The 18,460-nt window shown below is 44.6% G+C and carries 20 protein-coding genes; 11 read left to right on the top strand and 9 right to left on the bottom strand.

Translation table 11 applies throughout. From position 1 onward, the window contains the following. The first annotated feature begins 6 nt into the window (after nt 1-6). From AYW76_RS16685 to AYW76_RS16670, 4 genes are read left to right on the top strand one after another with little or no spacing between them, the layout of a single operon-like run. A complete protein-coding gene (locus tag AYW76_RS16685; RefSeq protein ID WP_067223279.1) occupies nt 7-603 on the top strand; it encodes a Maf family protein in 597 nt (198 codons plus the stop codon). After that, on the top strand, nt 596-2,050 hold the full coding sequence (rng, locus tag AYW76_RS16680) for a ribonuclease G (protein WP_067223275.1): 1,455 nt from the start codon (nt 596-598) through the stop codon (nt 2,048-2,050). The genes AYW76_RS16685 and rng overlap by 8 nt, the downstream gene beginning before the upstream one ends. 14 nt (nt 2,051-2,064) lie before the next feature. After that, nucleotides 2,065-5,892 carry a YhdP family phospholipid transporter gene (locus tag AYW76_RS16675; RefSeq protein ID WP_067223272.1) on the top strand — a complete coding sequence of 1,276 codons (3,828 nt, stop codon included), beginning with the start codon at nt 2,065-2,067 and terminating at the stop codon, nt 5,890-5,892. Nucleotides 5,893-5,910: 18 nt separating this feature from the next. After that, nucleotides 5,911-6,741 carry a carbon-nitrogen hydrolase family protein gene (locus tag AYW76_RS16670; protein ID WP_067223268.1) on the top strand — a complete coding sequence of 277 codons (831 nt, stop codon included), beginning with the start codon at nt 5,911-5,913 and terminating at the stop codon, nt 6,739-6,741. Between the two features lie 3 nt (nt 6,742-6,744). Here AYW76_RS16670 and yjgA read toward each other — a convergent pair whose 3' ends face one another. The 9 genes from yjgA to AYW76_RS16625 all read right to left on the bottom strand — a co-directional run bounded on the left by yjgA (nt 6,745) and on the right by AYW76_RS16625 (nt 13,723). After that, nucleotides 6,745-7,275 (bottom strand): ribosome biogenesis factor YjgA, encoded by a 531-nt coding sequence (gene yjgA / locus AYW76_RS16665; protein WP_067223262.1) that lies wholly within the window; start codon nt 7,273-7,275, stop codon nt 6,745-6,747. 12 nt (nt 7,276-7,287) lie between these two features. Next, on the bottom strand, nt 7,288-8,640 hold the full coding sequence (mgtE, locus tag AYW76_RS16660) for a magnesium transporter (protein WP_067037521.1): 1,353 nt from the start codon (nt 8,638-8,640) through the stop codon (nt 7,288-7,290). Nucleotides 8,641-8,645: 5 nt separating this feature from the next. Further along, nucleotides 8,646-8,915 carry an HPr family phosphocarrier protein gene (locus tag AYW76_RS16655; protein WP_067223259.1) on the bottom strand — a complete coding sequence of 90 codons (270 nt, stop codon included), beginning with the start codon at nt 8,913-8,915 and terminating at the stop codon, nt 8,646-8,648. 10 nt (nt 8,916-8,925) lie between these two features. Continuing rightward, complete coding sequence (locus AYW76_RS16650) at nt 8,926-9,375, bottom strand: PTS sugar transporter subunit IIA (protein WP_067223256.1); 450 nt, start codon at nt 9,373-9,375, stop codon at nt 8,926-8,928. An 11-nt stretch (nt 9,376-9,386) separates the two neighbouring features. Further along, nucleotides 9,387-10,877 (bottom strand): RNA polymerase factor sigma-54, encoded by a 1,491-nt coding sequence (locus AYW76_RS16645; RefSeq protein WP_067223252.1) that lies wholly within the window; start codon nt 10,875-10,877, stop codon nt 9,387-9,389. Nucleotides 10,878-10,954: 77 nt separating this feature from the next. Further along, the gene (gene lptB / locus AYW76_RS16640; RefSeq protein ID WP_067223248.1) at nt 10,955-11,680 is read right to left on the bottom strand and encodes an LPS export ABC transporter ATP-binding protein; all 726 of its coding nucleotides are present in this window, start codon (nt 11,678-11,680) and stop codon (nt 10,955-10,957) included. 5 nt (nt 11,681-11,685) lie between these two features. After that, a complete protein-coding gene (lptA, locus tag AYW76_RS16635) occupies nt 11,686-12,156 on the bottom strand; it encodes a lipopolysaccharide transport periplasmic protein LptA (RefSeq protein WP_231872642.1) in 471 nt (156 codons plus the stop codon). A gap of 25 nt (nt 12,157-12,181) precedes the next feature. Further along, the gene (gene lptC, locus AYW76_RS16630; protein ID WP_067223240.1) at nt 12,182-12,763 is read right to left on the bottom strand and encodes an LPS export ABC transporter periplasmic protein LptC; all 582 of its coding nucleotides are present in this window, start codon (nt 12,761-12,763) and stop codon (nt 12,182-12,184) included. Nucleotides 12,764-12,766: 3 nt separating this feature from the next. Continuing rightward, nucleotides 12,767-13,723, bottom strand: coding sequence for a calcium/sodium antiporter (locus AYW76_RS16625; RefSeq protein WP_067223238.1), 957 nt, complete (start codon nt 13,721-13,723; stop codon nt 12,767-12,769). A gap of 165 nt (nt 13,724-13,888) precedes the next feature. Here AYW76_RS16625 and AYW76_RS16620 point away from each other — a divergent pair, with 165 nt between their 5' ends. The 7 genes from AYW76_RS16620 (at nt 13,889) to murA (ending at nt 18,459) form a co-directional block, all read left to right on the top strand. Continuing rightward, entirely contained in the window at nt 13,889-14,686 is a 798-nt protein-coding gene (locus AYW76_RS16620) for an ATP-binding cassette domain-containing protein (protein WP_231872641.1), read from the top strand. Beyond that, a complete protein-coding gene (gene mlaE / locus AYW76_RS16615; protein WP_067037536.1) occupies nt 14,686-15,468 on the top strand; it encodes a lipid asymmetry maintenance ABC transporter permease subunit MlaE in 783 nt (260 codons plus the stop codon). Before AYW76_RS16620 ends, mlaE begins: the two co-directional genes overlap by 1 nt. 2 nt (nt 15,469-15,470) lie before the next feature. Continuing rightward, a complete protein-coding gene (gene mlaD, locus AYW76_RS16610) occupies nt 15,471-15,932 on the top strand; it encodes an outer membrane lipid asymmetry maintenance protein MlaD (RefSeq protein WP_067223235.1) in 462 nt (153 codons plus the stop codon). Next, on the top strand, nt 15,932-16,558 hold the full coding sequence (locus AYW76_RS16605; RefSeq protein ID WP_067223232.1) for an MlaC/ttg2D family ABC transporter substrate-binding protein: 627 nt from the start codon (nt 15,932-15,934) through the stop codon (nt 16,556-16,558). The genes mlaD and AYW76_RS16605 overlap by 1 nt, the downstream gene beginning before the upstream one ends. Nucleotide 16,559: 1 nt before the next feature. Continuing rightward, nucleotides 16,560-16,832 (top strand): STAS domain-containing protein, encoded by a 273-nt coding sequence (locus AYW76_RS16600; protein ID WP_067100342.1) that lies wholly within the window; start codon nt 16,560-16,562, stop codon nt 16,830-16,832. Between the two features lie 109 nt (nt 16,833-16,941). Continuing rightward, the gene (locus AYW76_RS16595; RefSeq protein WP_067037544.1) at nt 16,942-17,178 is read left to right on the top strand and encodes a BolA family protein; all 237 of its coding nucleotides are present in this window, start codon (nt 16,942-16,944) and stop codon (nt 17,176-17,178) included. Nucleotides 17,179-17,196: 18 nt separating this feature from the next. After that, nucleotides 17,197-18,459, top strand: a complete 1,263-nt coding sequence (gene murA / locus AYW76_RS16590) for a UDP-N-acetylglucosamine 1-carboxyvinyltransferase (protein ID WP_067223228.1) — start codon at nt 17,197-17,199, stop codon at nt 18,457-18,459. Nucleotide 18,460 lies beyond the last annotated feature (1 nt).

The following is an 18,460-nucleotide window of genomic DNA, read 5'->3' as shown; positions in this document are numbered from 1 at the left end:
TTTTAAATGATTATTCTTGCTTCCGCGTCACCTAGAAGAAAAGAACTGCTCTCTAAACTGGTGAATGAGTTTCAAATCATTCCAGCAGACATTGATGAAACCCCTTATGCTTTAGAAAACCCCGATGAATATGTGGTACGCATGGCCAGAGAGAAAGCTGAGGCTGTTGCCAGTCAGCATGACTTGTCACATCGGGACATTGTGATTGCTTCTGACACCAGTGTGGTATTGGGAGAGAGTATTTTGGGTAAACCAGCAGATTTCGAACATGCAAAAAGTATGTTACGAGCCCTGTCAGGACGAAAGCATCAAGTAATGACGTCCTTGTGTGTCTGTAATGCTGGTTTGAACCGTGTTGCGACAAGTAATGTAATCTCTGATGTTGAGTTTCGTGAGATCTCGGATCTTGAAATTGAGCATTACTGGAATACTGGCGAGCCTGCTGACAAAGCTGGAGCCTATGCTATTCAAGGATTGGGTGGAATGTTTGTAAAACATATTTCCGGCTCCTTTTCTGCTGTTGTTGGGTTACCTGTTTATGAGGTGACGCAACTTTTGGCTGAATTCGGTGTGAGCCCATTAAAGGAGAAAATTCGTGAGTGAAGATGTATTAATCAATGTGACACCCATGGAAATTCGGGTAGCGCTCGTTGAAAACGGTGTGCTGCAAGAAGTCTATATAGAGCGCTCTACTCGAAAAGGGATCGTAGGCAATATTTATCAAGGTAAAGTTGTGCGTGTCTTGCCTGGGATGCAAGCCGCATTTGTAGACATTGGCCTGGAGCGCGCTGCGTTTATCCATGTTTCTGAAGTGGCCGATCGAGATGCAGTCAATCCCAGCGACCAAATAGGTGATTACTTACGTGAAGGCCAGTCTTTAGTGGTTCAGGTAACAAAAGATCCTATTAGTACCAAAGGTGCGCGTTTAACGACACATTTGTCTATTCCTTCCCGTTATTTGGTGTACATGCCAGATCAAGCACATGTCGGTGTGAGTCAGCGTATCGAGGATGAGGTGGAGCGTGATCGATTGAAATCGTTGGTTTCTAAGGCGCTTGAGGATCGTGACGAAACCAGTGGTTACATTCTTAGAACGGCAGCTGAGCGTGCTGGAGAAGAAGAAATTCTTTCCGATATCAATTTCTTAACTCGATTATGGCAGTCCGTTAAAAAGCGTATTTCCAATGTCAAAGCTCCCGCCGTAATCTACGAAGATTTACCCTTGCACCTACGTACTATGCGCGATCTGGTCAGTCTTTCGACAGAGAAGATCCGCATTGATTCGAAAGAAAACTACGCTAAGTTACGTGGTTTTGCCGAAGACTTTATTCCAGACTTACTGGATCGGATTGAGTATTACCCCGGTGAGCGTCCAATCTTTGATTTATACAGTGTTGAAGATGAAATCCAGCGTGCACTTGACCGTAAAGTTCAGCTTAAATCGGGTGGCTACCTACTAATAGAGCAAACAGAGTCAATGACGACCATTGATGTGAATACTGGTGCGTTTGTTGGAAGCCGGAATTTAGAAGAAACAATCTATAAAACCAATTTAGAAGCGGCAACGGCGATTGGTCGACAACTGCGTCTTCGAAATCTTGGTGGCATCATTATTATCGATTTTATTGATATGGAGGATGATGAGCATAAACGTCAAGTGTTGCGTATGCTTGAAAAAGTCTTAGAGAGCGACCACGCTAAGACTAAGATAACTGGCGTATCGGAGCTGGGCTTAGTTGAGATGACTCGCAAGCGTACACGTGAAAGTTTAGGGCAAGTATTATGCGAGCCTTGTCGTTCTTGTCGTGGTAGTGGCTTTGTCAAAACACCTGAAACTGTGTGCTATGAAGTGCTTCGTGAAATCATGCGCGCAGACCGAGCTTATGATTCTCAGACCTATACTGTGTTAGCAAGCAGTTCAGTAGTAGAGCGTTTCTTGGATGAAGACAGTACGGCAGTGGCTGAACTGGAAGCTTTTATTGGTAAAACGATTCGTTTTCAAGTGGACCCTGTTTATACCCAAGATCAATATGATGTGGTATTGCGCTAACAGGGGTTCTACTTATGCGGGTTATAAAGACAGCGTTTAATTTTACGTTTTGGGTGCTGGTTGTTGCGAGTGTGCTGCTGGCTGGCGTTGTCTTGCTTGCAAAAGTAGGCTTGCCCTTAGTTAACGTATACCAGCCTCAAATTGAGCGTAATTTGACACAACTAACGGGTATGAAAGTACGCGTTGGTGAGGTGTTTGGTGAGTTAAATGGGATCAATGTTGAGCTGAGAGGTTCAGGGATTCATATTGATACAGCTTATCAAGCAAGTGCTATTAGTGTTGAACATCTCGTTCTAGAGTTAGATATTCCTCGTACGCTTTTAACGTTCTCCCCGCAGTTTAAAAATGTAGCGCTATCAGGTGTGAGCTTGTTGTTGCATGAAGATGGTACAGGGAATGTTGCATTAAAGGGGTTGGCAGAATCCACTAAAACATCAGGTGGTGACTCAGTTGCTATTTCTCGCGTGCTTAATTACGCTGCAGATCAGCAGCAAATGTCACTCATTGATGTAGATGTTAACATTTCCAGTCCTAGATTTGATGATCTAAATGTCTCCGTTCCCGCGACGTATCTCATTAAGCAATTTTCTAAAACTCTTGTGCGGTCCGATATATTTGTTAATGACATGGACGACCCAGTTCAAGTGCGGGCTCAAATTAGCACGGATTTAACCAATTTCTTGCAGCAGCAAGTTGTTACTTATATTGATGTTCCTCAAGTTACCTTGCCGCTCGATTGGGTGGGTATGGATGCACTGAAGAGCTTGAATTCGGTATCTTTAGCAGGCCAATACTGGCTTACCTATCAGCCTGGAAAAGGCGTCACCGCACAAGCCCGTAATAGTGCATTTGAATTGGCTTTTGAAGATCAGATGCCACTTAAGGGGCAAGGCGATTGGAAAGTTAAATACACACCTGACGGTGTCAATGCATCCATAGACAGTTTGCGCTTCGATGACGGTGAGCGTTCTTATCAAGATGTTCGCATTAATGCGGAGTGGGAGCGAAATGGAAATCGTGCTTATATTGTATTTAACAAAATGGATGCGCAAATTGCCACGCGTGTCGCGTTGAACTTTATACCTGAGGACTGGCGTTTAGCGCAAATCTTAACGGGATTGGATCCTCAGGGAGAGGCGCGGAATGCTTCGTTACGTCTTTGGGATGAACATGACACATTAAGATATCAATTCTTGAGTAACATTATTGATGCCCAAGTGAAAGGACATGACGGTATTCCAGCAGTTAACCATGTGAATGGTTTATTTTCACTTACGGACTCTCAGGGTGGTATTGAATTTAAGGCGCATAATAGTCAATTGGCGTTTCCAACGCTCTATGATGATGTATGGGATATTGCCAGTGCTGAAGGTGAAGTAAGTTGGACGCGACAAGATAAAGCCTTTGTGGTGACGGGGCAGTCACTAAATATTCAGCGTAATGGGGCAACCATTCAGGGTGGTTTTCGTTTAGAGCAGCCTCTTGAAAATGGGGTAGGTGAGGACTGGCTGGCTTTAAATATGAATGCTCAGCATATTAAAGAGGAAGACCGTCTTATCTTTGTCCCGCCTAATGCATTATCCGACTCATTGCAAACGTGGTTGAGTCAATCTCTGGGCGCAGGTGAGGTTGAAAATCTTGATTTACTGTTACGAACGGGCTTAAAAAAAGGTGACCAGCCGTATGTGCGTTTAGCCATCGATGCTGAATTAGATCAAGTTACATTTGATAGCAATTGGCCCTCGGCTAAGTCAGTAGTGGGACGCGTGATGGTTGACTCCGATAAGGTCGATGTTGTCGTTAAGCGTGCTGTTTTTGCCGGTTTACCCGTTAAAGGATTAAGTATTGTCGTGCCTTTAAAGGGAGATCACTCTGGTTGGGTTGAGGTATCTGGACAGGTTTCTGACAAGGCCAGCAATTTATTGGCGGCTTTAAATCAAACGCCGTTAAAAGAGTCGGTTCTTGAGTCTTTTGTTGATTGGGAAGTGGGGGGGAAGGTCTCGGGCTCTTTTGCTGTGGCAGTACCGATATCAGGGCAAAAGGATGAGCCAAACGTATCTCTTGACCTTGCATTTTCCGAAAACAATGTTCGGGTCTCACAGATTGACTTGCCGGTGAAAGTTGTCTCTGGCGCGCTACATTATAGTGATCAAAAGGGTCTTTACAATACCAATTTCAAGGTGGCGGCGCTGGGGGCTCATAGCAACATAGCGTTGTCATCTGAACGGTTGGAGTCAGGAGGCCTTGCGGTCGACGGTGTGATTAGCGGAGTGTTCGATAGTAAGCAGCTAGCGATTTGGCGACAGGCTCCTCAGCCTATTATTACGCGCTTAGAAGGTGAGACATCGTATCAAGCGACTCTTGCAATAGGTCGCTCTAAACCTGAGCAAGTTGATTTTAATGTTACTTCTGATTTAAAAGGTGTCTCTTTCGCTATGCCTTTGCCCTTGGCTAAGCGCTCGGATGAGATTCGGCCTACATCGGTATCTGTGACAGTGATGCAGGGTGAGGTTTTTTTAGACGTGTCCTCAGCGGATTGGTTGTATGGTAAATTCCTAATAGCCGAGGGTGCGTTGCAAGGTGGCAGTATTTCAGCGTTTAAGCCTCTAGAAAGTGACATGGTAGTGAAAAAAGGCATTGCACTCTATGGTCAATTTACTCAGTTGGACTGGCTTCCTTGGTCGCCTATCATGAGTGAATTTAGCCACGTTGAGGCAGGGGGCAATGCGAGCGATGACGTTCAACCTTTCACGACAGAATTACCAGAGTGGATGCGTTCCGCTGATATCATTGTCGATAAATTGCCTATTAATGACAATAATGAATTGAATAATGTAAAGGTTACCTTTACCCGTGCAAAAGACGGGCATCCACTTGCGATAACGTCAGATGAGATGAACGCAGTCTTACGACAAACGGATGCGGGTCCTGAGCTTTACATTGCTTATCTAAATTGGCGTACTCAACAAGATGCATCGAACGATCAACCTGAAACTGATGAAACAGTATTTCAGCCAGGCGTTATTCCGTCGATCTCACTTAAAGTAGATGAAGTGTACGTAGATAATCGCCCTTACGGTGATTGGCAGGGTAGGGTGGTGAATCTTGGGGATTCGGTGCGTATAGAGGATGTTTCAACTAAGTTGCCAAAAGGCCAGTTTAATGGGCAGATTTTATGGCAGGGTGGGCTTGAGCAGTCTGTTAAGTTAACAATCCAAGCGAAAGGTGAAAATGCTCGAGAGCTGACTAAAAAGTTCTCGCCAACACCGTTTTTAACTTCTAAAAATTATGATGTCGATGTGTCGTTGGATTGGGCTGATTCGTTGCTTGCATTCGATCGATCGTCATTAAATGGAAAAATTAAATTCCAAGTGCGTGATGGCAACTTTAACCAAGTTGATCAATTACCGCCTTTTCTTCGATTGTTGGGTATATTCAACGTGGATGCGTTAGCTAAACGCTTAACATTTGATTTTTCAGATTTGTATGAATCTGGCACACCTTTTGATCGCTTTAGTAGTGTATTGACCATTACCAATGGTATTTTGAAAACCACAGAGCCAGTTAAAGTGGTATCGCCAACGGCGGAAATAACGCTCGAAGGTTCTGCGAACTTGGTGAATGAAACGTTAAATGAGCGTTTGACTGCGACAGTGCCCATTAGTAGTTCCTTGCCCGTTGCAGGCTTACTGTTAGCGACGCCCCAGATAGCTGGCCTGCTTTTTATTACAGATAAGCTCATTGGTGATCAAATATCTAAGGTAACCAGTATTCAATATAAGATAGAAGGTGACTTTAGTGAGCCAACAGTCACTCCAGTGCCTTATTCCCCTATTAGATAGAGTTATTAGGAGACGACTATGTTCAACGTTTCTTTGGTTCAATTTACTAGCTCTACGGATTGGCGCTGGAATTTAAAGCAAGCTGTAGAGTTAATGGCTCAGTCGTTAGCCTTTCAGCCTAGTCTTATCGTTCTGCCTGAGAATATATTTTTATTTGACGCCAAGCAAATGCGTGCATTGGCTGAGGGGGAAGGAACAGAGATTATCCTGTCTGAAATCATGTCGTTTGCTCGTCAGCATCAGGTGTATATATTAATTGGTTCTCATCCAATGGCAAAGCGCCCTGATGGCAGTGATGTTAAAGACGGTAGAGTAAGGCAGTCTTGTTTGCTGATTTCCCATGAGGGTAAGTTGGTAGCGCGTTATGATAAAGTGCATTTGTTTGATGTGTTAGTCAATGATAAGGCGGCTGTGTACCAAGAATCGCGTTTTATTGAGCCCGGTGATGTTTCGACTGTGGTCTATGACATGGCGGGCGTTAAATTAGGTTTGAGTATTTGTTACGATCTGCGCTTTCCAGAGCTGTATCGCTGTTTGTTAGAGCAAGATGCGGACTTAGTTGTTGTACCTTCAGCGTTTACCCATAAAACAGGGTCTGCTCATTGGCATACATTGTTACAGGCGCGAGCGATTGAGAATCAGTATTTTATGTTAGGAGTAAATCAAGCTGGTTGGCACAATGAGACTCGGCGTACTTTTGGTAATACGGTAGCCTATTCGCCGTGGGGTGACATGTTGGGGTGCTTAGATGATCAAGAGGTTTCAATATTGAATGTGGCGCTCGACCTTAATGAGATTGAGAAGGTCAGACGGGCGATGCCTTGTAAAGGGCATCGCCGTATCCGCTAGGATTTAAAGTAAACCTAGCTTTGCATCTTGAGCTTCGCGTAAGAACTTAAACAGCTTTTTACGGCTTGTTGTTGTCTTATTCTGCTCCACTTCTTTTTTGGCCATACGAACCAGAGAGCGCAGTTGTTGAATATCAACATGAGGGTTGGCAACGATATACTGGTCCAGTATTTCTTTGCCGCCGTCACCAATTAACGCATCACGCGTTCCTTCCAGTTGATGGAAGCGTTTGTTGTTGGCCGCTGATGTGCTATCAAATAACTCTAGACGTGCAGAGATAGCGTCTGCATCTTCAGTGCGCATCACTTTTCCGATGTATTGTAAGTGGCGACGCTGTGCGCTCCACTGTTTAATTCGGTCTGCTTCCACTAAAGCATCGCGCATAGTATCTGACATCGGTACTTTTTTACGTTGGGCAGGGTTCAGCTTGACCAGTTTAGCGCCCAAGTCTTGTAGAGCTTCCATTTCCCTTTTGATCTGGGTTTTGCTTTTATAGTCTTCTTCGTTTTCGTCGTAATATTCAAAATCAGTCATGGTTAATTCGTTCTATATTAAAAATAATGTCGCCAATCCAAGGAAGGATAAGAAGCCAACAACATCGGTAACGGTGGTTAAGATAACGCTACCAGCAAGGGCTGGGTCGATTCCTAATTTTTTCAGGGCAATCGGTAAAAGAGTGCCCGTCAAGGCGGCAAAGAGTAAATTGATTACAATGGCACCAGCGATGACATAAGCAATTTTAATGTCATCAAACCAAACGACAGTGAGCATCGCAATCACGGTGGCCCATACTATACCATTTATGAGGCCTACAATGACTTCACGGTTCAGCAGCCAGCGGGCGTTAGATGAACCTATTTGGTTAAGTGCAATACCACGAATAACAAGTGTTAAAACTTGTGATCCAGCTATGCCACCCATACTTGCCACAATAGGCATAAGGATAGCGAGTGCTACGACTTTGTCCAATGTATCTTGGAAAAGTCCAATAACGTAAGACGCAATAAACGCCGTAATAAGGTTGATGCCAAGCCATACAGCACGACGCCGAGTCGTTTGCATAATCGGTGCGAAAGTATCTTCGTCATCGTCCAAGCCTGCCATCGATAACATGGAGTGCTCTGCTTCATCACGTATTACATCGACCACGTCATCAATGGTAATACGACCGAGTAGTTTTTTGCTGTTCGGATCGATGACGGGCGCAGAGACCAAGTCCATCTTTTCAAATAGCTCTGCTACTTCGGTTGCCGTTTGGTGTGCAAAAATGACATCACAATCTGTTTCCATGATGTCTCGGACTGTCGTGTCCGTGTCGGCGACCAGTAGCTTGCGCAGTGGCAGAATACCTAAAAAACGATCCGATCGACTGACAACAAGGAGGTTATCAGTCATTTCAGGAAGTTCATTGTGGCGTCTTAGGAAGCGGAAGACGATATCAATGGTGATGTTCGGGCGGATGGTGATGGTGTCTGTGTTCATCAGACCGCCAGCAGAATCCTCCGAGTAACTCATCAAAGACTCCATGCGCGCACGATTCTGTGCGGTCATGGAGGCTAAAACTTCCTTCACTAGTGTTTCAGGTAGCTGTTGAAGGATGTCGGCTAAATCATCGTTATCAAAGTGTTCAGAAACCGCCAGTAGGCGCTCTCTGTCCATGGATTTCATGAACTGAACACTGATTTCTTCAGAAACGTATTGTAAGACGTCGCCTTGGTTATTGTGGTCAATTAAGTCCCACAACAGTTTACGTTCTCTAGGCGGAGAGGATTCTAAAAGGCGAGCAACATCCTGCGCAGGTAGAGCACCGTTCAGCAAATAGCGAATTTGCATCGTTGCGCCGCTCTCAAGAGAGTCAGCGACAGTTTGTAAGTGTTCAAGCGTAGTCTGATCGCTCATATAGGCTATTCGCCCTCACCAAATCGGTCATTGATTAATGCAATCACGGCTTCCATTGCGGCGTCTTCATCGTCGCCGTTAATTTTGACGTTAATTGTTGTTCCTTTAGCGGCGGCCAGCATCATCATTGCCATGATGCTTTTGCCATCGACATTACGACCTTCTTTTTCGATGGTAATATCGGAATTAAAACGGGTTGTTGTTTCAACTAATTTGCCCGCTGCTCGAGCGTGCAATCCCAGTTTATTAATAATCTCTACAGATTGTTCCAACATGGGGATATCCTTATATCAAAGAGTCAAACGCTGCCAGTAATTCGCTGTTGGTTTGTTTTTCACGTAGAAGTGCTAGCTTATCTTCGGACTGAGCCAGTTCGGCGATCTGCGCTAACGTTGCTAAGTGCTCATCACATTGGTGTGGTGGTACAAGTAGGGCAAAAATCAAATCCACTGGACGTCGATCAATGGCATCAAAATCAATCGGTGTTTCGAGTGACATTAATACGATGGTGGCACGGTTTACTTGCTCTAGGCGACAATGTGGAATGGCGATGCCATTGCCAACGCCCGTACTGCCCAGTTTTTCACGACCTAAAAGTGCGTCGTAGACTTCGTCGGCGTTGCAGTGCATGCGATCGCCAACGGATTCAGCCAATTGTTCTAGCAATCGTTTTTTGCTAGAAATTTGTTGCTTAGCAAATACTAACTCAGGCTTGACTAAGTTTTTAACAGACATTGTTGCGGCCTTTAAATAAGTCGTTTCCGCTCGTTTGACGGCGGAATGTTCATAGCTTCGCGATATTTTGCAACAGTGCGTCGAGCAACTTGTATGCCTTGCTCTGCAAGAATGATTGCCAGTTTATTATCGCTTAATGGTTTTTTTGCAGGTTCTTCTGCCACCAGCTTTTTAATCATTGCACGAATTGCTGTAGACGAGCATTCGCCGCCAGAGGCGGTGTTTACATGGCTGGAGAAGAAATACTTTAGCTCAAAAATACCACGCGGAGTATGCATGTATTTTTGTGTGGTGACACGTGAAATTGTTGATTCGTGCATGCCAACCTCCTCTGCGACATCGTGCAGTACCATAGGTTTCATGGCTTCCTCACCCACCTCAAAGAAATCGACCTGTTTGGAAACAATGCAGCTGGCGACTTTTAGCAGTGTTTCGTTACGACTCTGGAGGCTTTTCAGAAACCATTTGGCTTCTTGAAGCGAGTTCTTAATGTAGGAGATGTCTTCACTGGATGCTTTGGTGTTAACCATTGCAGAATAAGTTTCATTGATTTTGACAGGCGGTAGAGCGTCGTTGTTAAGCTCCACTTGCCAAATGCCATTGTGTTTTTTCACGCTGACATCAGGGATGACGTAGTCAGTTTCACTGGTGTCGATGGCTGAGCCTGGGCGCGGATTTAGCTGCTGAATAAGGGTAATGACATCTTTTAATGCTTCTTCTTTCAGCTTAGTTTTGCGGCCCAGTTGCGCATAATCACGATTGCCAAGCAATGCTAAATGCTGGTCAACTATGTTAAAGGTAGAGCGGTACAAAGGATGCTCTTTAAAACCTTCTAATTGTACCAATAGGCACTCGCGTAGATCTTGCGAACAAACACCGACAGGGTCAAATCGTTGCAAGCGATGCTGAACAGCTTCAATTTCATCGAATTCGAGATCTTCTAATTCTTTACTAAGTGACGTGAAGATGTCATCTAAGGTGATTGATAGGTAGCCATCGGTTTGAACACTGTCAATAATGGCATAGGCAATTTCAATATCTCGATTAGACATATGGGTTAAATTTAATTGCCAAATTAGATGATCTTGGATGTTTTCAGCTAGGGCATTGCGGCTGTCAAAATCTTGCTCGCCGTCATAGGAAGGAACGTCTGCTGCAGCGGCTGAATTTTGATAAGTATCATCCCAGTTGCTATCAATGGATAGCTCATTAGGGATGCTTTCTGTCCATTCGGATTCTACTTGGGGCGTTTCTTCAGAAGCTGCTTCAGTCGTTTCTTTTTGAGAAGTCTCATTGGTACTGGATGAGTCGCCTCGTTTGATTTCTAAGTCAGACTGAAAGTTTTCGTCTTCGTCTAGTTCAAGCAAGGGGTTAGACTCAAGAAATTCGTGAATTTCCTGTTGCAAATCGAGCGTAGACAACTGAAGCAGTTTGATTGCCTGCTGCAGCTGTGGAGTCATAGTTAACTGTTGACCGATTTTAAGTTGCAAAGACTGCTTCATGACGCAACTCTTTTATTATGATGTTTTTGGAATGACTTATGCATAGTACTCCCTTTTTGCCCGAAAAATAAGGGGGCTCATAGTCTGAAGTTGTCGCCCAAGTAGATTTTTTTGACTTGCTCGTTATTGATAACAGACTCGGCATCACCCGATGCAATGATGTGCCCGTTACCCACAATATAGGCTTTGTCGCAGATATCTAAGGTCTCACGAACGTTGTGGTCAGTGATCAAAACACCAATGCCGCTGCTTTGTAAATGTTTGATGATCTCTTTAATATCGCCGACGGAAATAGGGTCTACACCAGCAAAGGGTTCATCAAGCAATACAAACTTCGGGTTCATTGCTAGCGCTCGAGCTATCTCAACGCGTCGACGCTCTCCGCCAGACAGCGCCATTCCTAGGTTCTTGCGAATATGAGTAACGTGAAACTCATCAAGAAGGCTTTCCATTTTCTCAAGTCGTTGTGACTTTGAAAGTTCTTTGCGTGTTTCTAAAATTGCTAAAATGTTGTCTTCAACTGACATTTTGCGAAAAATAGACGCTTCCTGCGGTAAATAGCCAATGCCTTTCTGCGCTCGCGTATGCATTGCATCTTTGGTGACATCTTCACCGTCGATAAAAATTCCACCAAAATCGTTAGCCACCATGCCAACGATCATATAAAAGCAGGTGGTTTTACCAGCGCCGTTAGGGCCCAGTAAACCTACGGCTTCTCCAGAACTTACTTCGAGTGATACGTCTTTTACAACTTGTCTTTTCTTATAGCTTTTTGCTAGATTTTTTGCTTCAAGAATGGCCATGAAAATTAGTCTGCTTGATCAATAAGGGTAGGCTGTAAAGTCATGTTAACGCGACCGCTACCACGGTTTTCGGCTTTAAATGTGCCATCATTCAGAAGATAGTGAATATAGTCTGCTGAAATTTCATCTTCACCACGTTGTAAGTAGCCATTATTGTGTATCTCAAGCTGCCCCTTGGTGACATCGTAATCTAAGGTGTCTCCGTTCGCATGCATAGTATTGCCTGTTTGATCCAGCTGCTGAGAGAACTTTGATGGTGAGCCTTTAGCGCTTAACGCTCTAAAATCGCCTGTCGTAGGATCAGTAATAATCGACAAGTCTTGGGCTTCAATTAATATGCTACCTTGTTTTACGACGACGTTTCCACTGTAGTTAGCGGTACCTTTGTTTTGATCGAAAAACGCTGAATCGGCTTCAATGCTGATGGGCTGCTGTCTGTCGTTTGGTAAAGCATAGCTCGCACTATACGCTAACATAAGAGCAACGCTTAAAATTGCATGTTTAGTGAGTTGGGGTTTCATATTGTCCTGTTACGCCTCCGCTTAAAATGGCGGTTTCTTTAGCTAAGTCAAAGCTTATTATATCGGATTTGGTTACCCCTTGGGGGGTTATGAGCTGGCTTTGCTGAGTCCCTACGATGGTTTGGCTTTCGTCATTGTAGGTTATTGTATTTGCTTTGATCTTTGCCGTTTCAGTTTCATTTTTAAAGCGCGTTATTTGTGCGTTTTTGCTCAGCGTGAAGCTGTTTGAGGTGTCATTAATAAATCCTGTTTCAGCGCTGGCAATAGAGCTGCTATTACCGTCTATTCTAGTAATGACTGGATGGTCTAAGTCCGTTTGCTTCTGCGTGTAATGATTCGCTATGTCGGCCGTTACGGTCTCTGTCAGTTGCCCATTAAGATCGAAAGACTTCACTGTAACGCCTTCTAAAAAGAAGTCTGGTGCATTGGACAGCTTCTGCTCTTCTAAAATATACAGGGTAGGGCGGTTGCCTAACAAAAACACTGCTACTAAGACAATGACTAAGGCGGAAAGCCCAGCTATGCCCTTAGGGTTCAGTGTTTTTCTCAAAAAATCCAGCATGGGTTATCCTGAAACAGCCAGTAGGTAAAGGTACGCTGCATAGCCGCCCAGTAAAGGGATGGCAAACCATCTTGGAATGCTAACGCTACGATGCTTGGAGTATACGATAACTGCTAAGGCGAACAGTAGGGTAAAGCCTAACATCCACCAATAATCACGATTGATCACGGTTGCATCAATCATTCCTGGGGCAATTAATGCTGGCAGCGGAAGCACGGTAGCAAGGTTGAAAATGTTCGAGCCGAGCACGTTGCCGATCGCAATATCATGGTGGCCTTTACGTACGCTGGTAATAGAGGCGGCCAGTTCTGGAAGGCTTGTGCCGATGGCTACAATGGTCAAGCCAATAATGAGATCAGAAACCCCTAGTGCTGAGGCGATACCGACGGCCCCCCAAACCAATAATTTAGAGCTGCCAATTAATACCGCTAAACCTGCGATTGCGATCAGCACTGAACGCGTGACACTGCCGCCATCATCTTCGGGTAATTCTTCGGTTAACTCATCTTCAAGATTTCCTGAGTTGCGTAGTAAAAGAAATAACACCACAAAAAAGGCAATTATTAATATAACGCCATCTGTCACGCTAAGGGCTTGGTCGAGCAGAAGTACGCCGGCAAGGATTGTTACGCCTAAGACTAGAGGGATTTCTTTTTTAACCAGGCTGCCGTTAATCGGAACGGCGGCAAGGACAAGGGTGGCACCAAAAACCAAACCAATATTGGCGATATTCGATCCAATAACATTACCCACTGCGATACCTGGTGCATTGTCGAGGGCTGCTATAGCAGAAACGACCATTTCTGGAGCAGACGTACCCAGTGCTACTAGCGTAATACCTATTACAATAGGGCTTACATTAAGTTTTTCGGCAACCAGTGCGGCGTGTTCGATAAACTTATCTGAGCTTAGTACGAGTAATATGAGACCAGCAATTAAGGCTGCGGAGAACAAGAGCATCTGCTTTATACCTGATGAAAAGTGAGAGAGTTTTGTAAAACGCCCCATTTAATGTGGTTTATTGAAGGATTTCAAGACTTGCATAAGCGTAACGAATTCAGTTGGCATATCTTTTACTATAATGCGGTGCTAGTATCCGTTCGATTTTGTTATAGGGAGTCGTCTGTGGAAGTATATATTGACGTTAAGAATTTATCCTTTAGTCGGGGTGGTCGTGCCATTTATGACGATGTTACCTTACAGATTCCCAAAGGAAAAATTACCGCTGTCATGGGGCCGAGTGGCGTAGGTAAAACGACACTGCTTAGACTGATTGGTGGTCAAGTGATGCCAAACAGCGGGACGGTTGCTGTTGACGGTGTGAATATTGCTCAAGCCTCCCGCAAAGAATTATTTGAAGCGCGTCGCAAAATGGGGATGTTGTTTCAAAGTGGCGCATTATTCAGTGACATGAGTGTCTTTGAAAATGTGGCGCTTCCGCTGCAAGAATACACTAATTTCGATAAAACCATGATCCGCGATATTGTGCTAATGAAGCTGCAAAGCGTCGGATTGCGTGGTGCGGCACATTTAATGCCCTCTGAGTTATCTGGTGGCATGGCTCGTCGAGCGGCTCTCGCTCGTGCCATAGCCTTAGATCCTGACCTAGTTATGTATGATGAACCTTTTGCCGGTCAAGACCCTATTTCAAAAGGTGTGCTGGTGGAGTTAATTCAGCGACTCAATCGCGCTGCGAACATTACCAGCGTGTTGGTATCCCATGATGTAGAGGAATCGCTCAGTATTGCAGATCATGTATGTCTGCTTTCTGGCGGTACGGTGATCTTATCGGGCACACCAGAAGAAGTGCGTTCATCGACAGATGAGCGTGTAGTGCAGTTTTTACAAGGGCATGCTGATGGTCCGGTTGCTTTTCATTATCCCGCGCAAGAATATCGCGAGCAGCTGTTGGAGCGTAATTGATGGGATTGGTTAAAAATTTGTTTGCTGGTGTCTATGGCTTTATTGAATCGTTAGGACAATCTGGCATATTTCTTTTTCAATCGTTGTTTCGTTTGCCTGTTCGATGGGGGGAAGCCGTTCGATTGTATGTCCGCCAAGTGTATTCTGTCGGTGTTTTGTCACTGGTGATCATCATTGTATCTGGGGCTTTCATAGGTATGGTGTTGGCGCTTCAGGGTTACAGTATTTTGACCAGTTATGGTTCAGAATCGGCGGTTGGTCAATTGTTGGCGCTAACGCTTCTAAGAGAGCTTGGGCCTGTCGTGACTGGGTTGTTGTTTGCGGGGCGAGCTGGCTCAGCATTAACGGCTGAAATTGGCCTTATGAAAGCCACTGAACAGTTATCAAGTTATGAAATGATGGGGATTGACCCACTGCGTCGAGTCATTGCGCCTCGTCTTTTAGCTGGTATCACCTGTATGCCTATTTTAGCGTTGATTTTCTCTGCTGTAGGTATTTGGGCGGGTATGATGGTATCAGTGCATTGGTTAGGTGTGTATGAAGGCTCTTTCTGGGCGAGTATGCAGCAATCAGTTTTTTTTGATACAGATATTATGAACGGTGTTATCAAGTCGTTTGTATTTGCTGTTGCCGTTGTCTGGATCGCGGTGTATCAAGGTTATGTATGTCAGCCAACGTCTGAAGGTATTGGGCGCGCAACCACTCGAACGGTTGTGATGGGGTCATTGGCAATATTAGGTTTAGATTTTCTGTTAACAGCAGCGATGTTTGGAGATTTTTAGTGATGAAGGATAAGAAAGCCGGTTTATTAGTTGGCATCTTTATGCTTTTAGGCGTAGCGGCCTTTATTTATCTTGCAATGCAGGTAAGTGGGCTCGCGTTTAATGATAAAACTCAAGGTTACACGATTCAGGCTAGATTTGACGACATTGGTGGTTTAACTGATCGTGCTAAGGTGACCATCGCAGGTGTGACAGTGGGCCAAGTTGAGAGTATTGAGTACGACAAAGAATATTATATGGCTAAGGTTGTAATGACCATTTTCTCAGAGGTTGATAATATTCCGACAGACAGCTCCGTGGCTATCTTGACCAGCGGGTTGATCGGTGAGAAATATCTAGGTATTTCTATTGGTGCAGAAGAAGAGGTTCTAAAGGACGGTGGCGAACTTTATGATACCCAATCTGCATTGGTACTTGAAAACCTAATTGGCCAATTTTTAATGAATGCGGGGAGTGACAGCTAATGCGTAAACTTATTTTGGGTTTATTAAGTGTATTGATGGTGCTTTCATCAGCGGCCTTTGCGGCGGTCAATCCTGAAGGTGCTCGTTCAGAGGTCTTGCGTGTTGTAAATGACTTCAAAACAAAGATCGTTGATCAGCGTGAAGAGTTATCGGTCGATCCTCAGAAGCTTCGCTCTACTATGCAGGAGATTATTTCGCCGGTGGTGGATTTTGATGATTTAGCTAAAAAAGTTATGGGCAAATATTATCGTCGTGCCACTGCGCAGCAAATATCCGATTTTGTTGAAGTGACCGAAGGTACGTTGTTAAGAACTTACAGTGCGGCAGTCATCGACTTTGATCCAGAGCGACTAACTGTGCTGCCTTTGGCGCGTCAAAAGCCAGGTAAAGAAGTTCGAGTGGATGCTAAGTTTCAGCTGAGTGATGGCAGCCCAGTGGATATTGCGTTCTACATGGAGCCTAAGTCTGATGATGACTGGGTGCTCAGTAATGTTGTTATCAATAACATTAATTTCGGCCTAACCTTTCGCAAACAGTTTGGCGTTATGATGCAGCAAAATGGTAATGATATTGATCAGGCGATTGCGGCTTGGCAGGCGTCACTGGCTTCGAGCGGAGAAGAATAATATGGAAATGCACTCCTCGAATCAGGGGTGGCGTTTAGAGGGGCATTATACCGCTGACAGCTTATTAAAGATTAAGCAAAAGTTGATGCGACAAGAGACCCAGCAAGATGGTGTTCTTGATTTGTCTGAGTTGAAGTCAATTAATGCTCCCGTCATCGCGCTGATGATTGAGATAAGGCGGCACAGCGACTCCTTGACATTAAAAGGATGTCGAGAAGAATTTCGAGAAATGTTAAAACTCTATGGTGTCGAGTGCATCTTTCAGTTTGCATAGAAATCGTAAGCAGGAGGAAACTCCTGTTTTTGCGTTATAAAGCTGACAAAAAGATGATTGGGTAAGGTACAATACCCGCATAGAACATTGAATAAATATTGGAGTTTTTGTGAACGCCTCCGAAGTGAAAGCTTTATTAGAATCGAAAATTGAAGGTAGCCAAGTAACCTCTCTAGGTGAAGGCTGTAATTTCCAAATTATTGTTGTAGCGGAGGCCTTTGAAGGTCTGAATACCGTTAAAAGACAACAGCTTGTTTACTCTCATCTGCAAGACGCTATTTCATCGGGTGCCATCCATGCGGTAACCATGAAAACCTACACGCCAGTTCAGTTTGAAAGTCTTTAAAATCTAAGAGAGATGTAAATGGATAAATTGCTGATTACTGGCGGTAACACTCTTAATGGAGTTGTGCGTGCGTCAGGTGCAAAGAATGCTGCCCTACCAATCCTTGCTGCTACATTACTAACCAAGGATCTTATTACGATCCGTAACTTGCCACATTTGCATGACATTACCACAATGTTGGAGCTTTTAGGTTCAATGGGGTGTGGCGTTGTCGTAGATGAACGTATGAATGTAGAGCTTGATGTATCCTCGCTGGATAACTGTGAGGCTCCTTACGAACTAGTGAAAACAATGCGTGCATCAATTTTGGTGTTAGGCCCTTTGGTAGCACATTTTGGTCGTGCAGTGGTATCCCTGCCTGGTGGTTGTGCCATCGGTAGTCGTCCAGTTGACTTGCATCTTCGTGGTCTAGAAGCGATGGGTGCTGAAATTGTGGTTGATAACGGTAACATTATTGCGCAAGTTGATGGTCGTCTAAAAGGTGCTCGTATATTCTTTGACAAAGTGACAGTGACTGGGACCGAAAACCTATTGATGGCGGCGGCCTTGGCAGAAGGAACCACGGTTCTTGAAAATGCTGCTCGCGAGCCTGAAGTTGTTGATTTGGCTGAATGTCTAATTGCGATGGGTGCAAAAATCACGGGTCATGGTACGGACACTATTACTATTGAAGGTGTAGAGCGTTTGTCTGGTACAACCTATTCAGTGATGCCTGACCGAATTGAAACAGGAACATTCTTAGTCGCTGGTGCGATCACGGGCGGTAAAGTGCGCGTGATTGATACCGATGTAGACAGCTTAGAGGCTGTGCTGGCAAAACTTGAAGAAGTGGGTGCCAAGATTACCTGTGGTGATGACTGGATAGAGTTGGATATGGAGGGTCGTCGACCAAAAGCAGTGAATATTTCAACTGCGCCTTATCCGGCTTTTCCGACGGATATGCAAGCACAATTCATGGCGCTTAATGCTGTTGCGGACGGTGTAGGCAGTGTCATTGAAAATATTTTTGAAAATCGCTTTATGCATGTCAATGAAATGATGCGCATGGGGGCAGACATTGAAGTGAATGGCAATACGGCAATTGTTCGCGGTAAAGAAAAATTGCAAGGTGCGCCTGTGATGGCGACAGATTTACGTGCGTCAGCTTCATTGGTGTTATCAGCGCTGGTTGCTGAAGGCGAAACAAAGATCGATCGAATTTATCACATCGACCGCGGTTATGAGTGCATCGAGGAAAAACTGGGTGCATTGGGTGCGAAGATTTCAAGGGTTCTGAATTAAT

Source organism: Marinomonas gallaica (assembly GCF_001639745.1).
Lineage (GTDB): Bacteria > Pseudomonadota > Gammaproteobacteria > Pseudomonadales > Marinomonadaceae > Marinomonas > Marinomonas gallaica.
This window is presented reverse-complemented; position numbering and strand designations above follow the sequence as displayed.